At 64.6% G+C, this 23055-nt stretch carries 20 protein-coding genes; 13 read left to right on the plus strand and 7 right to left on the minus strand.

The window, feature by feature from the left end; translation table 11 throughout:
- Positions 1-113: 113 nt before the first annotated feature.
- The 3 genes from glnA to ntrC are packed head-to-tail and all read left to right on the plus strand — an operon-like array spanning position 114 to position 4059.
- The gene (gene glnA / locus ACK5JE_RS08365; RefSeq protein ID WP_416801240.1) at positions 114-1526 is read left to right on the plus strand and encodes a type I glutamate--ammonia ligase; all 1413 of its coding nucleotides are present in this window, start codon (positions 114-116) and stop codon (positions 1524-1526) included.
- A gap of 11 nt (positions 1527-1537) precedes the next feature.
- The gene (locus ACK5JE_RS08370) at positions 1538-2491 is read left to right on the plus strand and encodes a two-component system sensor histidine kinase NtrB (RefSeq protein WP_416801241.1); all 954 of its coding nucleotides are present in this window, start codon (positions 1538-1540) and stop codon (positions 2489-2491) included.
- Positions 2488-4059, plus strand: coding sequence for a nitrogen regulation protein NR(I) (ntrC, locus tag ACK5JE_RS08375; protein ID WP_416801242.1), 1572 nt, complete (start codon positions 2488-2490; stop codon positions 4057-4059). The genes ACK5JE_RS08370 and ntrC overlap by 4 nt, the downstream gene beginning before the upstream one ends.
- Positions 4060-4076: 17 nt before the next feature.
- Here ntrC and ACK5JE_RS08380 read toward each other — a convergent pair whose 3' ends face one another.
- From ACK5JE_RS08380 to ACK5JE_RS08390, 3 genes are read right to left on the minus strand one after another with little or no spacing between them, the layout of a single operon-like run.
- A complete protein-coding gene (locus ACK5JE_RS08380; RefSeq protein WP_416801243.1) occupies positions 4077-4859 on the minus strand; it encodes an ABC transporter ATP-binding protein in 783 nt (260 codons plus the stop codon).
- An 8-nt stretch (positions 4860-4867) separates the two neighbouring features.
- Positions 4868-6520 carry an ABC transporter permease gene (locus ACK5JE_RS08385; RefSeq protein ID WP_416801244.1) on the minus strand — a complete coding sequence of 551 codons (1653 nt, stop codon included), beginning with the start codon at positions 6518-6520 and terminating at the stop codon, positions 4868-4870.
- A gap of 12 nt (positions 6521-6532) precedes the next feature.
- On the minus strand, positions 6533-7573 hold the full coding sequence (locus tag ACK5JE_RS08390; protein WP_416801245.1) for a Fe(3+) ABC transporter substrate-binding protein: 1041 nt from the start codon (positions 7571-7573) through the stop codon (positions 6533-6535).
- A 262-nt stretch (positions 7574-7835) separates the two neighbouring features.
- Here ACK5JE_RS08390 and ACK5JE_RS08395 point away from each other — a divergent pair, with 262 nt between their 5' ends.
- The 5 genes from ACK5JE_RS08395 to ACK5JE_RS08415 all read left to right on the plus strand — a co-directional run bounded on the left by ACK5JE_RS08395 (position 7836) and on the right by ACK5JE_RS08415 (position 13490).
- A complete protein-coding gene (locus ACK5JE_RS08395) occupies positions 7836-8612 on the plus strand; it encodes a ferredoxin--NADP reductase (RefSeq protein WP_416801246.1) in 777 nt (258 codons plus the stop codon).
- An 88-nt stretch (positions 8613-8700) separates the two neighbouring features.
- A complete protein-coding gene (locus tag ACK5JE_RS08400; RefSeq protein ID WP_416801247.1) occupies positions 8701-9087 on the plus strand; it encodes a Rid family detoxifying hydrolase in 387 nt (128 codons plus the stop codon).
- Positions 9088-9207: 120 nt separating this feature from the next.
- Complete coding sequence (gene recG / locus ACK5JE_RS08405; RefSeq protein WP_416801412.1) at positions 9208-11184, plus strand: ATP-dependent DNA helicase RecG; 1977 nt, start codon at positions 9208-9210, stop codon at positions 11182-11184.
- An 11-nt stretch (positions 11185-11195) separates the two neighbouring features.
- On the plus strand, positions 11196-12152 hold the full coding sequence (locus ACK5JE_RS08410) for a LysR substrate-binding domain-containing protein (protein WP_416801248.1): 957 nt from the start codon (positions 11196-11198) through the stop codon (positions 12150-12152).
- Positions 12153-12368: 216 nt separating this feature from the next.
- On the plus strand, positions 12369-13490 hold the full coding sequence (locus ACK5JE_RS08415; RefSeq protein WP_416801249.1) for a branched-chain amino acid ABC transporter substrate-binding protein: 1122 nt from the start codon (positions 12369-12371) through the stop codon (positions 13488-13490).
- A gap of 95 nt (positions 13491-13585) precedes the next feature.
- Here the strand turns inward: ACK5JE_RS08415 and ACK5JE_RS08420 are convergent, their stop codons facing one another.
- The 4 genes from ACK5JE_RS08420 to ugpB are packed head-to-tail and all read right to left on the minus strand — an operon-like array spanning position 13586 to position 17747.
- A complete protein-coding gene (locus ACK5JE_RS08420; protein ID WP_416801250.1) occupies positions 13586-14659 on the minus strand; it encodes a sn-glycerol-3-phosphate import ATP-binding protein UgpC in 1074 nt (357 codons plus the stop codon).
- 15 nt (positions 14660-14674) lie between these two features.
- A complete protein-coding gene (gene ugpE, locus ACK5JE_RS08425; protein WP_416801251.1) occupies positions 14675-15517 on the minus strand; it encodes a sn-glycerol-3-phosphate ABC transporter permease UgpE in 843 nt (280 codons plus the stop codon).
- A 33-nt stretch (positions 15518-15550) separates the two neighbouring features.
- Positions 15551-16432: a sn-glycerol-3-phosphate ABC transporter permease UgpA gene (gene ugpA, locus ACK5JE_RS08430; protein WP_416801252.1), complete on the minus strand. Its 882-nt coding sequence runs from the start codon at positions 16430-16432 to the stop codon at positions 15551-15553.
- A 4-nt stretch (positions 16433-16436) separates the two neighbouring features.
- Entirely contained in the window at positions 16437-17747 is a 1311-nt protein-coding gene (ugpB, locus tag ACK5JE_RS08435; protein WP_416801253.1) for a sn-glycerol-3-phosphate ABC transporter substrate-binding protein UgpB, read from the minus strand.
- 175 nt (positions 17748-17922) lie between these two features.
- Between ugpB and proC the strand changes: the two genes are divergently transcribed.
- The 5 genes from proC to livG all read left to right on the plus strand — a co-directional run bounded on the left by proC (position 17923) and on the right by livG (position 23055).
- A complete protein-coding gene (gene proC / locus ACK5JE_RS08440) occupies positions 17923-18756 on the plus strand; it encodes a pyrroline-5-carboxylate reductase (protein WP_416801254.1) in 834 nt (277 codons plus the stop codon).
- Between the two features lie 159 nt (positions 18757-18915).
- Positions 18916-20034, plus strand: a complete 1119-nt coding sequence (locus tag ACK5JE_RS08445) for a high-affinity branched-chain amino acid ABC transporter substrate-binding protein (RefSeq protein WP_416801255.1) — start codon at positions 18916-18918, stop codon at positions 20032-20034.
- Between the two features lie 94 nt (positions 20035-20128).
- Positions 20129-21058 (plus strand): ABC transporter permease subunit, encoded by a 930-nt coding sequence (locus tag ACK5JE_RS08450; protein WP_416801256.1) that lies wholly within the window; start codon positions 20129-20131, stop codon positions 21056-21058.
- On the plus strand, positions 21059-22294 hold the full coding sequence (gene livM / locus ACK5JE_RS08455) for a high-affinity branched-chain amino acid ABC transporter permease LivM (protein ID WP_416801257.1): 1236 nt from the start codon (positions 21059-21061) through the stop codon (positions 22292-22294).
- Entirely contained in the window at positions 22291-23055 is a 765-nt protein-coding gene (gene livG / locus ACK5JE_RS08460; RefSeq protein WP_416801258.1) for a high-affinity branched-chain amino acid ABC transporter ATP-binding protein LivG, read from the plus strand. Before livM ends, livG begins: the two co-directional genes overlap by 4 nt.

A 23055-nucleotide genomic window follows, 5' to 3' on the forward strand; every position in this document is an offset into this window, starting at 1 on the left:
GTGCTCGTCCGCCTGGAGAGCATGGGCTGAAAAGCTGGCACGATCATTGCTTGTAGTTCTGGCGAAGCCTCGGGCTTTTCCTTTTGACGATATGACTTGGCGCAGGAGCTTTTATGTCCACCCCTGAAAACGTTGTGCAGATGATCGCCGAACGCGAAGTGGCGTTCGTGGATTGCCGCTTTACCGATACCCTGGGTCGGGAACACCACCTGACCGTTCCCGCCGGCCTGATGGATGAGGACCGGATGGAATCGGGCGTCGCCTTCGATGGCTCTTCGCTGCCCGGCTGGAAAGGCATCGAGGCTTCCGACATGATTCTGGTTCCGGATGCCGCCACCGCACGCCTGGATCCTTTCCGCGAAGAAACCACGCTGATCCTGACTTGCGACGTGGTCGAACCGTCCGACCTGAAGGGCTACGACCGCGATCCGCGATCCCTGGCGCGCCGCGCGGAGGCCTACCTCAAGTCCAGCGGTCTGGGCGATACCGCCTATTTCGGCCCGGAGCCTGAATTCTTCGTTTTCGATGGCGTGAGCTGGAATGCGGACATGAGCGGCAGCTTCGTCAAGATCTCGTCCGACGAGGGGGTATGGTCCAACGCCCATGAGGCCAATGGCAACAACCAAGGCTATCGTCCGGGCGTCAAGGGCGGCTACGTGCCTGTGCCGCCGATCGACTCCTTTGCCGACATGCGCTCCGAGATGTGCCTGCTGCTCGAGCAGATGGGCGTGCCCGTCGAGGTTCACCACCACGAGGTCGCGAACTGCGGCCAGCTGGAAATCGGCACCCGCTTCAGCACGCTGGTGCAGCGCGCCGACTGGACCCAGATCATGAAATATGTGATCCGCAACGTGGCCCACGTCTATGGCAAGACCGCGACCTTCATGCCCAAGCCCGTCGTGGGCGACAATGGTTCGGGCATGCACGTGCACCAGTCCATCTGGAAGGACGGCCAGAACCTGTTCGCCGGCAACGGTTATGGCGGCCTGTCGGAGTTCGCCCTGCATTACATCGGCGGCATCATTCATCATGCCCGCGCGCTGAACGCCATCACCAACCCGAGCACCAACTCCTACAAGCGGCTGGTGCCGCACTACGAAGCCCCGGTCAAGCTCGCGTATTCCGCGCGCAACCGTTCGGCCTCGATCCGGATTCCGTACGTCAGCAACCCGAAGGCCCGGCGCGTCGAGTCGCGCTTCCCGGATCCCCAGGCCAACCCGTATCTGGCGTTCTCGGCCCTGATGATGGCGGGTCTCGATGGTGTCCAGAACAAGATCCACCCGGGCGATCCGGCCGACAAGAACCTGTACGATCTGCCGCCCGAAGAAGACGCCAAGATCCCGACGGTGTGCTCGTCGCTGGATCAGGCGCTCGAAGCCCTCGACCGGGATCGCGAGTTCCTGACGCGGGGCGGGGTTTTCAGCAACGACCTGCTGGATGCCTATCTGGACCTCAAGTCCAACGAGATCGATCGTTTGCGCGTGACGCCGCATCCGGTCGAATTCGACATGTACTACACCCTCTAGCGAGGCCTCGGGTGGACACGTCCGGCCTCGACCTGCTGTGCACTGCGGTCCTGCTGCTGGACGAGTCTCACCATATCCGCTACGCCAATGGCGCAGCGGAAGAACTGCTGGGCCAGTCCCGTCGTCAATTGGCGGGACAGCCTGCCCAGCCCTGGCTGGATGGCTGCGAGAGCGTCCTCAAGACGCCATTGCAGGGCCAGTCCTGGGCCTGGCTCATCGAGATTCCGGTCCATCAGGGCGGCCATCTGGACGATCTGCGGCAGGCCCGGGGCACCCAGGCGGCGCAGCGCGAGACGTTGCGCAATCTGGCCCATGAGGTCCGCAATCCCCTGGCGGGCTTGCGCGCCGCTGCGCAGTTGCTGGAAATGGAACTGCCGCGCGACGACCTGCGCGAATATACCCAGGTGATCGTGGCCGAAGCCGATCGGCTGGCCGGCCTGGTATCGCGCCTGTCTTCGTCCAATCAGCCGGCTTCGACGCCGAGCGTCTTCAACGTCCATGAGCTGTGCGAGCATGTGCTGGCCCTGATTCGGCTGGAATTCGGCGAAAGGGTCCGGCTGGAACGCGACTATGACGCATCGGTTCCCGAAATGCGGGCTGACCGCGACCCGCTGTTGCAGGCCCTGTTGAACGTCATGCGCAATGGCGCGCAGGCGCTCGTCGAGACGCCGGATCAGGCATCGCCCACGCTGCAATTGAGCACCCGGATTCTGCATCAGCCGATGCTGGCTGACGGCCAGCATCGCATGGGACTGCGGATCGCCGTCGTCGACAACGGACCAGGGGTGTCCGAGGCGCTGCGCCACAAACTGTTTCATCCGCTGGTGACCGGTCGGGCGCAGGGAACCGGCCTGGGCCTGAGCCTGGCCCAGGAATACCTGCAGGGGCAGGGCGGTCTGCTGGAATTCGATACCGTGCCGGGCCGCACGGAATTCCGCCTGTTGTTGCCGCTGGACGTCGCATGAACACGATCTGGATCCTGGATGACGAACCCGGCATGCGCTGGGTGCTGGAAAAAGCCCTGGACAAGGCTGGCTGGCCGGTGCGCAGTTTTGCGGACGGCACGGCGTTGAAAAACGCGCTCGACGCCCTGGAAGGTGCGGACGACCCCCGTCAGCCGGCCGTGCTGGTGTCCGATATCCGCATGCCCGGACCGGACGGCCTGACCGTGCTGGCGGCTGTGCGCGCGCGTCTGCAAGACCTGCCCGTCATCATGATGACCGCCTATACCGACCTGGACACGACCGTGGCGGCCTTCGAGCAGGGGGCATTCGATTATCTGGCCAAGCCGTTCGACATTCAGGCCGCCGTCGAGCTGATCGAGCGCGCGGCCCAGTCGGGACCGGCGCAGGCCGAGGCCGATGCTTTTCACGACGATCCCGCCGCGACCAAAAGCATGCTCGGCGAGTCGGAAATGGCGCCTTCGCAGTCGCCTGCCATGCAGGATGTGTTTCGCGCCATCGGCCGCCTGTCCCAGTCCGGCGCCACCGTGCTCATCACGGGCGAATCGGGGACCGGCAAGGAACTCGTGGCCCGGGCGCTGCACCGGCACAGCCGCCGGGCCGCAGGACCGTTCGTGGCGGTGAATGCCGCCGCGATTCCGCGCGATCTGCTGGAGGCCGAACTGTTCGGTCATGAGCGCGGCGCCTTCACGGGGGCGGTCCAGTCGCGCCGGGGGCGCTTTGAAGAAGCCGATGGAGGCACGCTGTTCCTGGACGAGATCGGCGACATGCCGGCCGAATTGCAGACCCGGCTGTTGCGGGTGCTGGCCGAGGGCGCTTTCTACCGCGTGGGCGGCACGCGGCCGATCCAGGCGGATGTGCGGATCGTGGCCGCGACCCACCAGCCGCTGGAAGAGCGGGTGCGGGCGGGCCTGTTCCGCGCCGACCTGTTCCATCGTCTGAACGTCATCCGCCTGCGGTTGCCGCCCTTGCGCGAACGCCGCGAGGATATCGAGTCCCTGGCGCGGCATTTTCTCGCGCGCAGCGCGGCCGAGCTCGGGGTGCCGGTGCGCCGGCCCGATCCAGCGGCGCTGGAGGCGCTGCGCGGCTTCGACTATCCCGGCAATATCCGTCAACTGGAGAACGTCTGCCAATGGCTGACCGTGATGGCGCCCAGTGCCGAAGTCGGCCTCGAAGACCTGCCGCCCGAGTTCCTGGAAACTGGCGCGGCAAGCGCAGGCGTCGGTCCGGCGACGGGCGCTGCGCCCTCCGGGATTCCCGATGCGGCGGGCGCGATCTCTGCGGCGTCCATCGCGCCCGCGACCAGGTCTGACTGGCGCGCCGCGCTGGAGGCTGAGGCGCGGGTGCGGCTGGCGTGCCGCGAACCCTGCGTGATGGATGCGCTGCGCCAGGACTTCGAGCGGACGCTGCTGGAAGCCGGCCTGCGCCAGGCGGGCGGGCGTCGGGGAGAGGCTGCGCTGCGCCTGGGCATCGGCCGCAATACGCTGACCCGCAAATGCCGCGAGCTGGGGCTGGACACGCCGGATGAGGACGAGGCGCTGGCGTCTCCGGCTGATTCAGGCGGCGCTTGATTCAGACAGTATTTGATTCAGGCGGCGATCGAGGGCGCCCCGCGCAGGCTGGCCTGCGCGCGCTGGGCCATCAGGGCTTCGCGATGGATGAACGTCGCGATTTTCGGTGTCGCGGGATGGTGGTGGATGTCGTAAGGAGTGTCCCATTGCGCCAGCTGGCCCGCTTCCAGAATGCCGATCCGGTCCGCCACGGCAAAGGCCTCTGCCTGGTTGTGGGTGACCAGCAACGCGGTGCGTCCCGTGGCCTTGAGCAGGTCGCGCAGTTCATAGGCCAGCCGTTCGCGTGCGTCCACATCCAGATTGGAAAAAGGTTCGTCGAGCAGCAACAGATCGGGCTCCGGCGCCAATGCCCGGGCCAGCGCGACACGCTGCTGCTGTCCACCCGACAGTTCGTGAGGCGCGCGCGCCTCCTGGCCCGTCAGGCTCACCAGCTCCAGCATGGCCCGCACGCGCCGATCGCGCTCGGTCGCCTCCAGGCGGCGCAGGCCGAAACCGACGTTGGCGGCCACGCTCAGGTGGGGAAACAGCGCATAGTCCTGGAACATCATGCCCACGCGCCGGTGCTCGGGTTCGACACAGGCGCCTTCACCCGACAGCAGGCGGCCGTCCAGCCGGATGGACCCGCCGTCCAACGGCTCGAAGCCGGCAATGGCCCTCAGCGCGCTGGTCTTGCCACAACCCGAGGCGCCCAGCAGACAGGCGATCTGTCCCGTTTCCAGGGTCAGGCTCAGTTCGTTGAGCACGGCGAGGCGGTCGGTGGCGGTGGGGTAGCTCAGGGAAATCCGGTTCAGTTCCAGCATATCGGGCCTCAGGAAGCAGGGCGGTCCAGCAGGCGCGCCAGCAGGATCACGGGCAACAGGCCTGCGGCGACGATCCCCAGCGCGGCAATGGCGCCTTCTTCGTACGTGCCGCGCGCGGCTTCGGCGTAGAGCCAGGTGGCCAGTGTGTCGAAATTCAGCGGGCGCAGCAGCAGAGTGGCGGGCAATTCCTTCATCGCATCCACGAAAATCAGCAGGGCCGAAGCAGCCAGCGCGGGACGCAGCAGGGGCAGGTGGACCCGGCGCAGCATGCCGTGGACATTTTCGCCCAGCAGCCGCGCGGCCTGATCCATGGAAGACGGGATTCTGTCCAGTCCGGCCTCGAGCGTCCCGACAGGAATGGTCAGGAAACGGATCACATAAGCCAGGGTGAGGGCGGCTGGCGTGCCCAGCAGGAGCAGGCCCGCCGGGTCCAGGCCACTGGCGGCGCGCAGCGCGGACAGGCCGCGCTCGACCGCCATCAGTGAAAACAGCAGGCCGATCGCCAGCACGGTGCCGGGCACGGCATAGCCCAGTGTGACCAGCCGGGGCAGGGCGCGCCACCAGGTGCGGGTCCGGGGCAGGATCCGGCGGCTCCAGACGACGATCAGGCCCAGGGCCAGTGTGACGATCATTGCCAGGGCGGAGATTTTCAGTGTCTGACCGGTGGCCCGGATCAACGCGGCCGAGGGACCTTGTCCGGTGCCCAGGCGTTCGAGCGACAAGGCCAGCAGATAGCTCGCCGGCGCAATGAATCCGACGGTGACGGGCATCAGGCCCAGCAGGATCGCCAGCCAACCCTTGAGGCCGTGCAACCTGCGCGGGCGGATCGGTGTGACCCGGCGGCTGCCCGTGTAGCGCAGACGCCGCCGGCTGTGGCGCTCGATGGCGATCAGCAGGGTGACCAGCAGCAGCGCCACCAGAGCGATCTGAGCGGCGCCCGCCAGGTCGGACCGGGTGACCCATGTGGTGTAGATGGCGACGGTCAGGGTCTGGACGCCCAGGAACTCGGAGGCGCCGATATCATTCAGGGTTTCGAGCAGCACCAGGCACAGACCGACGGCGATGGCGGGGCGGGCCAGGGGCAGGGCGACATGGCGGAAAGCGGCCCAGGGGCCGTGACCCAGCAACCGGGCGGCCTCCATCAGATGGGCGGCCTGACTGGCGAACATGCTGCGGGTCGTCAGGTAGACGTAGGGATACAGGACGAATGCCAGCAGCACGATGGCGCCCGACAGGTTGCGCAGATCCGGCAGGCGGAATTCGCGCGGGCTGGCATAGCCCAGCAGCGCGCGGACAGATTCCTGGATGGGGCCGAGGGGGTGCAGGATGTCCAGGTAGGCATAGGCGACGATATAGGTCGGCACGGCCAGCGGCAGCAGCAGCGCCCAGGACAGCATCTTGCGGCCCGGAAAGTCGTAGGCGGTGACCAGCCACGCCGCGCCGACCCCCAGGGCGGCCGCCAGCGCGCCCACCCCGACGAGCAGGCCCAGCGTCTGGACCAGCACGCCGGGCAGCACGAATTCCAGCAGATGCCCCCAATGCGCGCCCGAGCCCTGGCCCGCCAGTCCGATCAGAGCCAGGACCGGGGCCAGCACACCGAGCGCCGCGAGCATCATCCCGGCGTGCCACGGCCAGGTCTGAAAACGGCCGCTGACCGCCATGGCGTCAGACGACTATTGGTTGAAGCCGACGCGGTCGACCAGTTCGCTGGCCTGCTTGCGGTAACGGGCGATTTCGGTCAGCGGCAGGGCATCGACCTGCAGCGGTCCGAAGCTGGCGACGGTCGGGTCCAGTTCCACACCCGCCTTGACGGGGTATTCGTAGTTGGCCTGGGCGTAGAGGCTCTGGGCCTTGTCCGAGACCAGGTATTCCAGCAGTCCGACGGCGTTGTCGCGGTTGGGCGCATGACGCGCCACGGCGGCGCCGGAGACATTGACGTGCGTGCCCGGCGCGTTCTTGAATGTGGGTCGGATCACACGGATGGCATCACCCCAGCGACGGTTGTCGCTGCCTTCGGCGGCGTTGCGCATGCGACCGACATAATAGGCATTGGCAATGCCGATGTCGCAGATGCCGCCCAGGATGTCGCGCGCCACGTCGCGGTCGCCTCCAGTGGCGGGGCGGGCCAGATTGGCTTTCACGCCACGCAGCCATTTTTCCGTGGCTTCGGCGCCATCATGCGCGATCAGGGCTGCGATGAGCGCAGTGTTGTAGGGATGCTGGCCGGAACGGATGCAGACCTTGTTGTTCCAGCGCGGATCGGCCAGATCCTCGTATTGGAACGTCTTGATGTCCAGGTCCTTGGCGACGTAGGCCACCCGGTCGCGCAGCGACAGGGAGAACCACTGGTCATCGGCTGCACGCAGGTTGGCGGGAATGGCGGCCTTCAGCTTGGCCGAATCGACCGGCTGGGTGACCCCGCCGTCCACCAGATCCAGCAGATTGCCGATGTCCACCGTCATCAGCACGTCGGCCGGCGATTGCTTGCCTTCGGCGCGCACACGCTCGAGCAGGCCGTCCTTGACGAACACCGTGTTGACCTTGATGCCTGTGTCCTTGGTGAAGGCTTCGAGCAGCGGCTCCACCAGCTTGGGTTCGCGGGTGGTGTACAGATTGACCTCTGCCGCGAAGGCGGTGCCGGCCATCAGCGGCAGGGCGGCGGCCAGCAGGGAGAGGCGTCGAACGAGGGGCGTAGCGCGGAAATGGAAGGACATGGTCGTGGCTCGTGCAAATTGAAAGGAAGATGAGAATAATTCTCAAAACAGGTCGAAAATTTAGCATCGTGTTCAGCTTAAAGCAAGCTGAACACGCTAAAATGCGCCACGGTCCGGTCTTCGTGCCGGATTTCATGCGGGTTCTTGCGTTAAATCAAGAGAATCCCTGCGCGGGATAGGGGCTAACCTTGTGTTTTCCGACCGCCGCCGTACCATTTCCGCATTCTGTTTTTCTCCCGAATTCTGGAGTTCGACCTTCGTCATGGCCGCTTTTAATTCCGAGCAAGTCCTCAGCGTACGTCACTGGAACGACACGCTGTTTTCCTTCAAGACCACCCGCGATCCCGGCTTGCGCTTTCATAATGGCCATTTCGTGATGCTGGGCCTCGAAGTCGAGGGCAAGCCGCTGATGCGCGCCTACAGCATCGCCAGCGCCAATCACGAGGACAACCTGGAATTCTTCAGCATCAAGGTCCCCGACGGGCCGCTCACCTCCCGCCTGCAGCACTTGCAGCCGGGCGATGCTGTGCTGGTCAGCCGCAAGCCGGTCGGCACTCTGGTGGCCGATGATCTGCGGCCTGGGCGGCATCTCTATCTGTTTGCCACCGGCACCGGGCTGGCGCCGTTTCTCAGCATCATCAAGGACCCGGACGTCTATGACCGGTTCGACAAGATCATCCTGATGCACGGGGTGCGTTTCGTCAGCGAGCTGGCCTACGCGGATTACATCCGCCAGGAACTGCCCCAGGACGAATACCTGGGCGAACTGGTGCGCGACAAGCTGATCTATTACCCGACGGTCACGCGCGAGCCCTATGCGCACCAGGGTCGGCTGACGACCCTGGTTGAAAGCGGCCAGCTGTTTTCCGATATCGGTCTGCCACCGCTGGATCCTGCCAATGATCGGGCCATGATCTGCGGCAGCCCGGCCATGCTGATCGATATCCGTGCCATGCTGGATGCGCGCGGCTTCGTCGTCTCCCCTGGCGTGGGGGAGCCCGGCGATTACGTCTACGAGCGCGCCTTCGCCGAAAAATAATCAGAGAGGCGACTCGTCGCCGCTTTTATTTTTTGCTATTGGTCGGTACACTCTGATAGTCTTTTAACCAATCACGAGTTCTCCACCTATGAGCAAGGCAATCATCCACACCGATGCCGCCCCGACGGCCGTCGGCCCGTATTCCCAGGCGGTCAGCGCGCCGGCCGGCAAGCTGGTCTTCCTGTCCGGCCAGATCGGGCTGGAACCCGGCACGGGTGAGCTGGTATCCGAAAACTTCGAGGGCCAGGTCCGTCAGTCGTTCGCCAACATGCAGGCTGTCATCGAGGCGGCCGGCGGTACGCTGAACGACGTCGTCAAGCTCACGCTGTTCCTGACGGATCTGAGCAAGTTCGCCAGCGCCAACGCGATCATGGCGGAAATCATTCCACAACCTTATCCGGCACGTTCGACCCTGGGTGTCGCCAGTCTGCCCAAAGGCGCCCAGTTCGAGGTCGAGGCCATCCTGGCGCTCTGATCATCATCATCGCCTGTCGGGCCATGTGTCGTGAATTCGGCTGAAAAGCCGCGCCGGACCGCATCCGGCGCCCGCAAGGCAACGGGGGTCTCGCAAGCCCGCCTGTTCGAACGGCTGGGCTTGTGCGCGCCAACCGATTTCGCCCTGCATCTGCCGTTGCGTTACGAGGATGAGACCCGCGTCACGCCGATCGGTCAGGCCCGGCCCGGGGTGCATGCACTTTTCGAAGGCGAAATCGCCGACAGTGAAATCCGCTTCGGGCCGCGCCGGGAATTGCAGGCCACTCTGAACGACGCTTCCGGCCGTCTGGGGCTGCGCTGGCTGCATGTCTATCCGGGTCAGCAGGCCCGCATGGCGGTTGGCCGACGGATCCGGGCCCGGGGCGAGGTGCGCGCAGGATTTCGCGGCCTGGAAATCGTGCATCCGCTGGTGACCGAGCCAGACGTTCCGTTGCCCGATACGCTGACACCGATTTATCCCTCGACCCAGGGCCTGTCTCAGGCCGCGTTGCGCAAGGCCATCGCGCGGGCCCTGGACGAGGCCGACCTGGACGATACGCTGCCGGCCGCCGTGCGCGAGGCTTACCGGCTGGCCGATTTCGAGCCGTCTCTGCGACTGCTGCATCATCCCGGCCCGGAGATCTCTCTGGCATTACTGGCCGAGCACAGCCATCCGGCCTGGCGGCGCATCAAGTTCGATGAATTGCTGGCACAGCAACTGGCGCTGGCTGAAGCCCGGGCCGCGCGTCGCGCCCAGACCGCTCGCAGCCTGTCGGGGCGCGGTGAACTGTGCGCCCGCCTGCTGGCGCGCCTGCCGTTTACCCCCACGGCCGCCCAGACGCGGGCGGTGGCGCAGATCAGCGCCGACCTGGCGTGTGGTCACCCCATGCATCGCCTGCTGCAAGGCGATGTGGGCAGCGGCAAGACGCTGGTGGCCGCACTGGCCGCAGCCCAGGCGATCGAGGCCGGCGCGCAGGTGGCCGTGATGGCGCCGACGGAAATTCTCGCCGAACAGCTCTGGCGCAAGCTGTCCGACTGGCTGACACCACTGGGAGTGCCCCTGGTCTGGTTGACCGGCGGTTTGCCTGTCGCCGAGCGGCGCAGGGCATTGCAGGCGATGGCCTCGGGCGAGGCCCGGCTCGTGGTCGGGACCCAGGCCCTGATTCAGGACAGGGTCGAATTCGAATCGCTCGGCCTGGTGATCAGCGACGAGCAGCATCGTTTCGGCGTCGGGCAGCGTCTGGCGCTGAACCGCAAGGGCGATCAAGCCAGATCCCGTCCCCATCAGCTCAGCATGAGTGCCACGCCCATTCCGCGCACATTGGCGATGGCGTTCTTTGCCGATATGGATGTCTCCGTGCTGGACGAGTTGCCACCCGGCCGCGTGCCCGTGCGCACGCGGCTGTTCGACGATCGGCGTCGCGATGAGATGCTGGCGCGCGTGGGCGAGGTCGTGCGGACCGGGCACCAGGCCTACTGGGTCTGCCCGCTGGTCGAGGAAAGCGAGGCCCTGCAATTGCAGACGGCGGTCGATACCTACGATCTGCTGTGCGCCGCGCTGCCGGATCTGCGTGTCGGTCTGATGCACGGCCGTCTGGCGGCCCGGGAAAAATCAGCCGTGATGGAGGCCTTTCGTGCCGGGGACATCGACCTGCTGGTGGCCACGACCGTCATCGAGGTCGGCGTCGACGTGCCCAATGCCGGCCTGATGGTGATCGACCATGCGGAGCGCTTCGGGCTAGCGCAATTGCATCAGCTGCGCGGCCGGGTCGGGCGCGGCGCGGGTGAGGCCACCTGCGTCTTGTTGTACCAGCCGCCTTTGTCGGCCATCGCCCGGGAGCGTCTGCGGGCGATGTACGAAACCACGGATGGGTTCGAGATCGCGCGTCGCGATCTGGCGCAACGTGGGCCGGGGGAACTGCTGGGCCTGCGCCAGTCGGGCCAGGCGCTGCTGCGCTTCGCCGATCTGGAATCCGACGAGGACCTGCTTGAGCAGGCCCGAGAGGCGGCCGCCTGGCTGTCCGCCGATTTTCCCGAGCATGCCCGTGTCCATCGGCAACGCTGGATGGCGGGCGCCGACCAATTTCTGCGCAGTTGAGAGGAAACTTCATGACATTGACCGAATTGAAGTACATCGTTGCCGTGGCGCGGGAACGTCATTTCGGCCGGGCCGCCGAGGCCTGTTTCGTCAGCCAGCCCACGCTGTCGGTGGCCATCCGCAAGCTGGAGGAAGAGCTGGGCGTGGTGCTGTTCGAACGCGGTGGCGCGGAAGTCGGCATCACGCCCATCGGGTTGCGCGTCGTCGCCCAGGCACAGAAAGTGCTGGAAGAGGGCGCCAATCTGCGCGAGATCGCCCGCCAGGGGCATGATCCGCTGGAAGGCCCGCTGCGCGTCGGCGTGATCTACACCGTGGGACCGTATCTGTTGCCCTACCTGGTGCCGGAGCAAATCCGTCGCACGCCCCAGATGCCCCTGTTGCTCCAGGAAAACTATACCGCGCGGCTGCTGGAGCTGCTGCGCCAGGGCGAGATCGATTGCGCCATTGTCGCGCTGCCGTTGCCCGATACCGGGTTGTCGCAATGCGCGCTGTACGACGAGCCTTTTTACGTCGCGCTGCCTCATGACCATCCCTGGGCCCAGGCGTCGCAGATCGATTCCGGCCAGCTCAAAGAAGAAACCATGCTGCTGTTGGGCGCGGGGCACTGTTTTCGCGACCAGGTGCTCGAGGTCTGCCCCGAGCTGTCGCGGTTTTCGGCCTCCAGCGAAGGCATCCAGCGCACCTTCGAGGGGTCTTCGCTGGAAACCATCCGTCACATGGTGGCCGCCGGCATCGGCATCACGGTGCTGCCCGCAAGCGCCCTGGGGATGCAGGGCGCCGAGAGCAAGCTGCTGCGCTTCATTCCGTTCAAGCCGCCGGCGCCCGATCGCCGCGTGGTGCTGGTCTGGCGCAAGAGTTTTCCGCGCCAGGCCGCCATCGAAGCCTTGATCCAGTCGGTGCGCCATTGCGGCATGCCGGGCGCAACGATGCTGGAGGATCCGGCTCCGGTCGCCGCCGAGGCGGACTGACGCGGGTGGGACCATCCGGTATCGGTCGGCCCGGGCGGATCTCCGTTGCGACAGGGGAAAATGCCTGGATGTTGCGCACGCGGCAGGCCTGACCCCATATCCGCATGCGCTTTCACCTCGGGGCGCAACACAATATCGGGAAAACCCCCGTACTGCGCAATGGCCGCTATCCTGAGGTTTCGTGTATTCTTTTCAGAGTCTTTCACAGGAGGTTTTATGAACGTACGCTTTACGCCGATGGCAGCCGCACTGGGTCTGGCCGCCGGCATGATGCTTTCTTCCGTGGCGCATGCCGATACCATCCGCATCGCCATCGCGGGGCCCTTCACCGGGGCGTTGACCCAGTATGGCAACATGGTCAAGGAAGGCGTGGACACGGCCATCGAAACCATCAACGCCGGTGGCGGCGTGCTGGGCAACAAGCTTGAAGCCGTCGAGATCGACGATGGCTGCGAGCCCAAGCAGGGCCCGGTCGTGGCCAACCGCGTCGTCAACGAAAAGATCCATTACGTCGTGGGCCACGTCTGCTCCGGCGCGACGATCGCCGCGACCCCCGTGTACAACAACGAGGGGGTGGTCATGGTATCCCCGTCCGCCACGTCGCCTCTGGTGACCGACGGCAAGAACTATGACATGATCTTCCGCACCATCGGCCGTGACGACCAGCAGGGTCCCGCCGCCGCCGAATTCATCGCCCAGAAGATCAAGCCCACGGCCGTGGCCGTGCTGCACGACAAGCAGTCGTACGGTCAGGGCATCGCGACCGCCGTCAAGGCCGATCTCGAAAAGGCCGGCATCAAGGTCGTCCTCTTCGAAGGCATCAACGCCGGTGACAGCGACTACTCCGCCGTGATCACCAAGCTCAAGGCCGCGGGGGCCGATTTCGTCTACTACGGCGGCTACCACCCCGAAATGGGTCTGCTGCTGCGTCAAGGCGCCGAACAAGGCCTGAAGGCCAAGTTCATGGGCCCCGAGGGTGTGGGCAATCCGGACATCAACGCCATCGCCGGCAAGGCCGTCGAAGGCATGCTGGTGACCCTGCCGGCCGACTTCACGACCGACCCGGCCAACGCCGCTGTGGTCAAGGCGTTCAAGGACAAGAACCGCAATCCGGGCGGCGCCTTCCAGCTGACGGCTTATTCCGCTGTCGAGGCCATCGCGGCCGGGATCAAGGGCGCGGGCAAGGACGATCCGGTCAAGGTCGCTGCCTGGCTGCATGCCAATTCGGTCAAGACCCCGATCGGCGACATTTCGTGGAACAAGCAGGGCGACCTCAAGGCCTTCAAGTTCGACGTCTTCACCTGGCACGCCGACGGCTCCAAGTCCGTCTTCAAATAAGCAGGTCCATTCCGGGAACCACACGGCTCCCGGAATGGAAAACGGCGCATCCCTTCAGGGATGCGCCGTTTTTCTTGGCGTCGATTCCTGTGTCGTCAGTCCTCGATCCGTTTTCCGGTGGCGGCATCGAACCAGTGCGCGGGGTGCTGCCCGTCCGGTCCCAGCGTGATCTCGTCGCCGGAAGCCAGCGGACGATCTCTGGTTTCGGCGACGGTGCAGCGCAGGATCAGGGATTGATCCCCCCAGCGGGCATGGACCAATTGCTCGGAGCCCAGGACTTCGATCAGTTCGACGCGGACTCGCAGCCCCGGCGCGCCGAGCGTCAGGTGTTCAGGGCGCAGCCCCAGGATCAGTTCGCGGGCGGCGCCGGCGGGGGCGGTCAGGGGCAGGGCGGTGCCATCGGGGCCGACGGCCCGGCCTTGCGCGTCAACCGAGACCCGCAGCAGGTTCATCGGCGGCGAGCCGATGAAACCGGCCACGAAGACCGTGACGGGGCGCTCGAAGACCTCGGCGGGCGTGCCGATCTGCTCGGGCACGCCCTTGTTCATGACGATCATGCGATGCGCCAGTGTCATGGCTTCGACCTGATCGTGCGTGACGTAGAGGCTGGTGGTGCCCAGGCGCTGGTGCAGTTTCTGGATTTCGAGGCGCATCTGCACCCGCAGTTTGGCATCCAGATTGGACAGCGGCTCGTCGAACAGGAACACCGATGGCTCGCGCACGATGGCCCGGCCCATGGCCACGCGCTGGCGCTGGCCCCCCGACAGCTGGCGCGGCCGCCGCTGCAGCAACTGGTCCAGTTCGAGGATGCGGGCGGCATCCTCGACGCGCCGGCGGATCTCGTCGCGCCCCAGGCGGCGGATCTTCAGGCCATAGGCCATATTGTCGAAGACGCTCATGTGGGGATAGAGCGCATAGTTCTGGAACACCATGGCGATGTCGCGCTCGGCGGGTTCCAGGTTGTTGACGATCCGGTCGCCGATGGCGATCTCGCCGCCGGTGATGGTTTCCAGGCCTGCGACCATGCGCATCAAGGTCGATTTGCCACAGCCGGACGGTCCGACGATCACGACAAACTCACCGTCGCGGACCTCCATGTCGATGCCGTGGATGACGGCCACGCCGCCGGGATAGGTCTTGCGCACATTGCGAAAACTGAGCGTTGCCATGGGGAATGGGGTTTCCTATTTTTCTGAGTCGACCAGGCCCTTGACGAACCATTTTTGCATCAGGATGACGACGGCGGCGGGCGGCAGCATGGCCAGCATCGCGGTAGCCATGACCAGATTCCATTCTGTGACGCTGTCGCCGCCGGAAATCATGCGGCGGATGCCGACCACCACGGGATACATGTTCTCGTGCGTGGTGATGATCAGCGGCCATAGGTACTGATTCCAGCCGTAGATGAACTGAATCACGAACAGCGCGGCGATGCTGGTGCGCGACAGCGGCAGCAGGATGTCCTTGAAAAACCGCATGGGGCCGGCGCCGTCGATGCGGGCAGCTTCGACCAGTTCGTCGGGCACGGTCAGGAAAAACTGCCGGAACAGAAAGGTGGCGGTGGCCGACGCGATCAGCGGCAGGGTCAGGCCGGCATAGCTGTTGAGCATGCCCAGATCCGCCACCACCGCGTACGTGGGGGCGATGCGGACTTCCACCGGCAGCATCAGGGTGACGAAAATCATCCAGAAACACAACATGCGCAGCGGAAAGCGGAAATACACCACGGCGAAGGCCGAGAGCATGGAGATGGCGATCTTGCCGATCGCGATCGCCAGGGCCATGAAGGTGCTGATCCACAGCATCCGGCCTACGGGCGGGGTATTGATGGCGCCGCCCGTCAACGCGGTCCAGTAGTTGTCCAGGAAATGGGATCCGGGGATCAGGGACATGGGCGCCTGGGCGACTTCCTGGGCTGTCTGGGTGGAAGCCACGAAAGCCACGTAAAGCGGAAAGGCGATCACCGCCACGCCCAGGATCAGCGTGAGGTGGGAGATGATGTCCAGCAAGGGGCGGCGTTCAACCATGATGGCACCCGGAACGGTTGGCGTCGGCCGTCATCAATAGTTCACCTTGCGGTCGACATAGCGGAATTGCAGGGCCGTCAGGCCGATGACGATCAGCATCAGGATGACCGACTGGGCGGCCGATGAGCCCAGGTCCAGGCCCTTGAAGCCGGCGTTGTAGACCTTGTAGACCAGAATGTCCGTGGCGTGTCCCGGTCCGCCTTGCGTGACCACGTCGATGACCGCGAACGTGTCAAAAAAGGCATAGATGAAATTGATGACCATCAGAAAGAAGGTCGTGGGCGAGAGCAGCGGAAAGACGATGGTGCGGAACCGCCGGAACGGGCCCGCGCCATCGATGGCGGCCGCCTCGATGAGCGAGCGGGGAATGGACTGCAGGCCCGCCAGGAAGAACAGAAAATTGTAGGAGATCTGTTTCCAGATCGAGGCGAAAACGACCAGCGCCATGGCGTCGCCGCCGTCCAGACGGGGATTCCAGTCGAAGCCCAGTTGCGCCAGACGGACCGCCAGGATGCCGACCGAGGGAGAAAACAGAAACAGCCACAACACCCCGGCGACCGCTGCCGCCACCGCATAGGGCCAGATCAGCAGGGTCTTGTAGATGCCCGCGCCGCGCACCACCCGATCGGCCATGACGGCCAGCACCAGCGAGATGGCCAGCCCGCCGATCGCCACCAGCGCCGAAAACCAGAGCGTGGTGTGAAACGAGCTCAGATAACTGGCATTGGCGAACAGGTCGGTGAAGTTGTCCAGGCCCGCGAACTGCGAGGACAGGCCAAAGGGGTCTTCCAGGCGGAAAGACTGCCACATGGCCTGGCCTGCGGGCCAGAAAAAGAACACCAGCGTGATCGCCAGTTGCGGCGCCAGCAGCAGCCAGGGCAGGCTGCGGTGGCGAAAGACGACGCGTTTTTCCATCGACCTACTTGACGCTCTTTTCGAAGCGTTCGAGCAGGGCGTTGCCCTCGGTGCTCATCTTCTTGAGGCCGTCCTCGGGACTCACCGAGCCGCCGAAGATCTGCTCCATGGTGCTGTCCTCGATGTCGCGGATTTGCGGCAGATAGCCCAGCCGGATGCCGCGCGAGTTGGCCGTGGTCGTGGCGTCGAGCTGCTTGACCGCGATCTCGGTGCCCGGGTTCTTTTCATAGAAACCGGATTTCTTGGTGGCCTGGTAACCCGCCTTGGTGACGGGAACATAGCCGGTGCCCTGGTGCCAGGCAGCAGCCTGCTCGGGGCTGGCCAGGAATTTGAAGAATTTCACCACGCCCTTGTAGGTGGCCTCGGACTTGCCGGAGAACACCCACAGCGAGGCGCCGCCGATGATGGAGTTCTGAGGCGCGCCCTTGACGTCGGGATAATAGGGCAGGGAGCTGGTGCCGAAGGCAAAGCCGCCCGTCTTGAGGATGGAGGCGCGCATGCCGCTGGAGCCGGTGTACATGCCGCACTTGCCCGATGTGAACAGCGCATTGCCCGCATCACCACGTCCGCCGTAAGTGAAGGTGCCGGCCTTGGCCATGTCGGACAGGAAGCCCAGGTGCTTGCGGAACTGGGGGCTGTCGATCTGCAGGCGGGCATCCAGACCTCCAAAGCCATTGTCCTTGCTGGCGTAAGGCGTGTTGTGCCAGGCAGCGAAGTTCTCCAGCAGGACCCAGGACGGCCAAGACGAGGAGTAGCCGCATTCCATTCCGGCAGCGCGCAGCTTTTTGGCGGCGGCAGCGACTTCGGGCCAGGTCTTGGGCGGGGCCTCGGGATCCAGGCCGGCCTTCTTGAAAGCATCCTTGTTGTAGTACAGCACCGGCGTGGAGCTGTTGAAGGGCATGGACACCAGCTTGCCATCGGGGGACGAATAGTAGCCGGCCACGGCGCCCAGGAAGATGGACGGATCGATCGGATCGCCGACGGATTCGGACAGCGCCTGAACGGGTTTGATGGCGCCTTTGGCGTACATCATGGTGGCGGTGCCGACCTCGAAGACCTGCAGGATGTCGGGCGCGTTGCCGGCGCGGAACGCCGCGATCCCCGCGTTCATGGATTCACCATAGTTGCCTTTGTAGACGGCCTTGACGACGTAGTCGGACTGACTGGCGTTGAAGTCCTGCGTGATCTTGGCGACACGTTCGCCCAGCGGACCTTCCATGGAGTGCCAGAAGGTGATGTCGGTCGCCGCCTGGGCCGCGCCTGCGCCTGCCAGCAGCGTGGCCAGCACGGTCGTGCGAAGCAAGGGAAAAGCCATGATGATCTCCTTTGGTGATGCCACCCGATTCCGCCCGGATGGCGGAAAGGGATTATAGGGAATCATTGTGATGAGCACATGACAGCTTTGGCAATCCTCGTTTTCTACGGGGTTTCCCCCGTGCGCTCCGACCGGGGCTTCTGTGCGCAGACGCTTGTCCGTACAATGCCGGATCATGAAAACCGAACTTTCTCTCGCACTCATCGGCGGCGGCAACATGGCCAATGCGCTCGCCAGCGGCCTGATCGGCCGGCGCTGCCCGGCCGCAGGCGTTCATGTGATCGAGCCCGGCGAGGCCGCGCGCGCGCGCTGGGATGCGCTGGGCACTACCACGGCCGCGACGCCCGATGCGCGGCTGTCCGAATGCCGTGTCTGGTTTTTCGCCGTCAAACCCCAGATCATGGCCGAGGTCGTGCGCCAGTGCCGTCCCTGGCTGCGCCCTGACACATTGATCATCAGCATTGCCGCCGGCATTCCGGGCGAGGCCATTGCCCGCTGGCTGGGGTTCGATGCCGAACCCTATGACCGGATCGTGCGCTGCATGCCCAATACACCGGCGTTGATTGCCAGCGGCATGACCGGCATGGCGGCCCTGGCCGGCGTCGATCAGGCCGACCGCGCCCTGGCCGAGGAACTGCTGCGCGCCGTCGGCCAGGTCATCTGGGTGAAGGACGACGCGGCCATCGATGCCGTCACGGCGGTTTCGGGCAGCGGCCCCGCCTATGTCTTCCTGTTCCTCGAATCCTTGATCGCGGCCGGGATCGAACAGGGCCTGACGCCGGATCAGGCGCGCCAATTGGCCCTGGGGACTTTTCATGGCGCCACGCAGCTGGCGGCGCTGTCGCCGGACTCGCCCGCGGTGCTGCGCGAGCGGGTGACCTCGAAAGGCGGCACCACCGCGGCGGCCCTGGCCGTGTTTCAGGATCGTGGTCTGCCCGACATCATGCGCGAGGCCGTCGAGGCCGCCGCGCGCCGGGCGCGTGAACTGGCCCGTGAATTCTCGGCCTGAATCCTTAGGGATTAACCGTAGTGACACTCTCAAGGCGAGCCGTCAGAATACGGCCTGCCGTTCGTGGAGGAGAGCAACACCCGATGCTCCACACCTCCCGGCTTCAACCCCGACCGGGATGTTGATATGGCCCGCGGCGCCTCTACCGGAGACTTTCGAATGAAGCTCAAGCTGTCCCTCACCCCCTGCCTCTTTGCGTTGGGAGCTCTGACGCTGGCTGCCGGCGCGCACGCCGAGACCCTCAAGATCGGCATCCCGCAGCCGATGACCGGCCCCAACACCCAGTATGGCGATCAGATCCAGGCCGGCGCGCTGACGGCGATCGATGCGCTCAACGAGACCGGCGGCATCAAGGGCATGAAAATCGAGCCCCTGCTGATCGATGACGGCTGCGAGCCGAAACAGGCTGTGCCAGCCGCCAACCGGGTGATCAATGATGGCGCCAAGTTCGCCGTGGCCCATGCCTGCTCGGGCACCACGGTTCCGGCCGTCAACATTTACGAACAAGAAGGCATCGTCGCCATCACGCCGGGCGCCACGTCGCCGCTGGTCACCGATACGATCAAGCCGCATTTCTTCTTTCGCACCATCGGCCGTGACGACCAGCAAGGACCGTTCGCCGCCGATTACATCGCCAAGCAGCTCAAACCCAAGAAAGTCGCCATCCTGCACGACAAGCAGACTTATGGTTCAGGCGTGGCCACCCAGGTCCAGAAAGCCCTGGAAAAAGCCGGCGTGAACGTCGCCATGTTCGAGGGCATCAACGTCGGCGACAGCGATTACTCCGCCGTGATCTCCAAGCTCAAGGCCCTGGGCCCCGATCTGATCTATTTTGGCGGCTATCACCCCGAGTTGGGCCTGCTGCTGCGTCAGGCGCGCGAGCAGGGTCTGGACACCCAGTTCATGGGGCCGGAAGGCGTTGCCAACAAGGACCTCGCCGCCATCGCGGGGCCTGCGGTGGACAAGCTGCTGGTCACGCTGCCTGCGGATTTCACCAAGCGCAAGGGCAACGAACAGGTGCTGGAACAGTTCAAAAAATACAAACGCAGCCCGGACGGCGCCTTCACCATGACGGCGTACGCGGCGGTTCAGGTGCTGGCCAAGAGCATCAATGCGGTAGGCGCCGATCCCGTCAAGGTCGCCGACTACATGCACAAAAACAGCTTTGACACCGTCATCGGCAAGGTCGACTATGATGCGAAGGGCGATCTCAAGCATTTCGAGTTCGCGGTCTTCCGTTGGGATGCCAAGGGCAACCTGACCCAGATCCAGCCCTGACAGGCTCGGAGGATCCCGGCGCATGCCGGGGTCGCTGCGGTCGCTCCGGGCGCATGCCGTCCGGCCATCTTTTAGTCTTACTTCATCCGCCACTATGTCCGATCTGCTTCCTCTTCTGACGCAACAGCTGTTCAACGGCCTGTCGCTGGGCGCCATCTATGCCCTGATCGCCATCGGCTACACCATGGTCTACGGCATCATCGGCATGATCAACTTTGCCCATGGCGAGATCTACATGATCGGCGCCTATGTGGGGCTGGTCACGCTGTCGGCCATCGGGATCGGCACCGGCCTGCCGCTGCCCCTGATGGTGCTGATCATGTTGATCATGGCCGTGCTGGTGACGGCAGTCTATGGCTTTGCCGTCGAGAAAATCGCCTATGCGCCGCTGCGCAGCAGTCCCCGGCTGGTGCCGCTGATTTCCGCCATCGGGATGTCGATCTTCTTGCAGAACTGGGTGGCGACCGGGCAGGGCGCGCGCGACATGGCCGTGCCGGCGCTGATCACGGGTTCGGTCAATTTCACGATGGGCGACAGCGACTTCACCGTGACCGCTCCGTATTCCCGCATCCTGATCATTGTGGTCACGGTGCTGATGATGGTCGGCCTGACGCTGTTCATCAAATATTCCCGCACCGGCCAGGCCTCGCGGGCCTGCTCGCAGGATCTGCGCATGGCCAACCTGCTGGGCATCGACACGGGCAAGATCATTTCCTTCACCTTCATGATCGGCGCCATGCTGGCCGCAGTCGGCGGGGTGCTGATCGCCCTGGCCATCGGCAAGCTGAATCCCTTCATCGGCTTCATCGCCGGCATCAAGGCCTTTACCGCCGCCGTGCTGGGCGGGATCGGCAGCATCCCGGGCGCCATGCTGGGCGGCGTGCTGCTGGGACTGGCCGAGACCTTCGCCGCCGCGTTCATCTCATCGCAGTACAAGGACATCGTCGCCTTCATGCTGCTGGTCTTCATCCTGCTGTTCCGTCCTACGGGGCTGTTGGGCAAACCCGAGGTGGAAAAAGTCTAAATGAATCAGAATCTCAAGAACGCAGCGATTGCTTCGCTGCTGGCGGGAGTGATCATTGCGCCCGTCTATGGGCTGCAGATCCTGCGCAAGGGCCAGGAAATCTACCTGCAACCCGAATGGAAAATGATCCTCGGCGGCATGCTGGCCGTCTTCGTGATCCAGCTCCTGACCGCCTGGGTGCGTCAGCGCCGGGCCAGTCGGGTCGCCACTCCTTCGCGGTTCCGCATCCCCGCCATCACCGACAAGTTCCGGCACAAGGCCATCCTGGTGCTGATCCTGTTCGCGCTGGCCTGGCCGTTTTTCACCGGCCGCGCGCAGGTGGACATCGCCACCCTGGTACTCATCTACGTCATGCTCGGCCTGGGATTGAACATCGTGGTGGGCTTTGCCGGTCTGCTCGACCTGGGGTTCGTGGGGTTCTACGCCACGGGCGCCTATACCTATGCCTTGCTGTACCACTGGGCGGGCTGGAGCTTCTGGGAGGCGCTGCCGTTCTCCGGCCTGGTGTCGGCATTGTTCGGTTTCGTGCTCGGTTTTCCAGTGTTGCGGCTGCGGGGCGATTACCTTGCCATCGTGACGCTGGGCTTCGGTGAAATCATCCGCCTGCTGCTCATCAACCTGACCAGCTTCACCGGCGGTCCGGACGGGATTTCCGGCATTCCAAAGCCGTCCTTCCTGGGCTACCAGATGGTGCGCCGCTCGGTGGATGGTTCGCCGACCTTTCATGAGCTGATGGGCTGGACCTTCGACAGCCAGGACGTGGTGATCTATCTGTATCTGATGGCGCTGCTGCTGGTGCTGTTCACGCTGTATTTCACCAGCCGCCTGATCCGCATGCCGATCGGCCGTGCCTGGGAGGCCTTGCGCGAAGACGAGATTGCCTGCCGTTCCCTGGGCCTGAATCCGCGCAACATCAAGTTGTCGGCCTTTACCATGGGCGCCATGTTCGCGGGCTTCGGCGGGGCGTTCTTCGCCGCGCGCCAGGGGCTGGTCAATCCCGAATCCTTCACCTTCATCGAGTCGGCGCTGATCCTGGCAATCGTCGTGCTGGGGGGCATGGGCTCGCAGCTGGGGGTCATCCTGGCCGCCGTGCTGCTGACCGTGGTTCCCGAGATCGCACGCGAATTCGCTGAATACCGCATGCTGATCTTCGGCCTGGTCATGGTCGTCATGATGATCTGGCGCCCGCAGGGGCTGCTGCCGGTGAAACGTCCGCAAGTGGAATTGGAATCATGAGTGAAACTTTGTTGAAGGTCAGCGGACTGACCATGCAGTTCGGCGGCCTGCTGGCGGTCGATCAGGTGGAATTCGACGTGCGTCGCGACGAGGTTTTTGCCATCATCGGCCCCAATGGCGCCGGCAAGACGACCGTCTTCAACTGCGTGGGCGGCTTCTACAGGCCGACGACGGGCGACATCATCATGGACGGCAAGGCCATCACGGGCCTGCCCAGCCACAAGGTCGCCCGCCATGGACTGGTGCGCACGTTCCAGAATGTGCGCCTGTTCAAGAACCTGACGGTGCTCGAAAACCTCATGGTGGCGCAACACACCTTGATGCAGACCGGTTTGTTGCAGGGGCTGCTGAAGCTGCCTTCGTTCAAGCATTCCGAAGCCGAGGCCAAAAAACGTGCAGTGCAATGGCTGGATTTTATGGACATCCGCCAGTACGCCAATCGCGAAGCCGGCAATCTGGCCTATGGTCATCAGCGCCGTCTCGAAATCGCCCGCTGCATGATCACTCAGCCGCGCCTGCTGATGCTCGATGAGCCGGCCGCCGGTCTGAATCCCCAGGAAAAGCGCGATCTGCAGGCCTTGATCGATCAATTGCGGCGCGAATTCGGTGTGGCCGTGCTGCTGATCGAGCACGACATGAGCCTGGTGATGGGCGTGTCCGACCGGATTCTGGTCATGGAACACGGCAAGCCCATCACGACCGGCCAGCCCGACGAAGTCCGCGCGGATCCCCGCGTCATCAAAGCTTATCTGGGGGAATGA

The organism is Castellaniella sp. (genome assembly GCF_047971665.1).
In the GTDB taxonomy this organism is placed as follows: Bacteria; Pseudomonadota; Gammaproteobacteria; order Burkholderiales; family Burkholderiaceae_B; genus Castellaniella.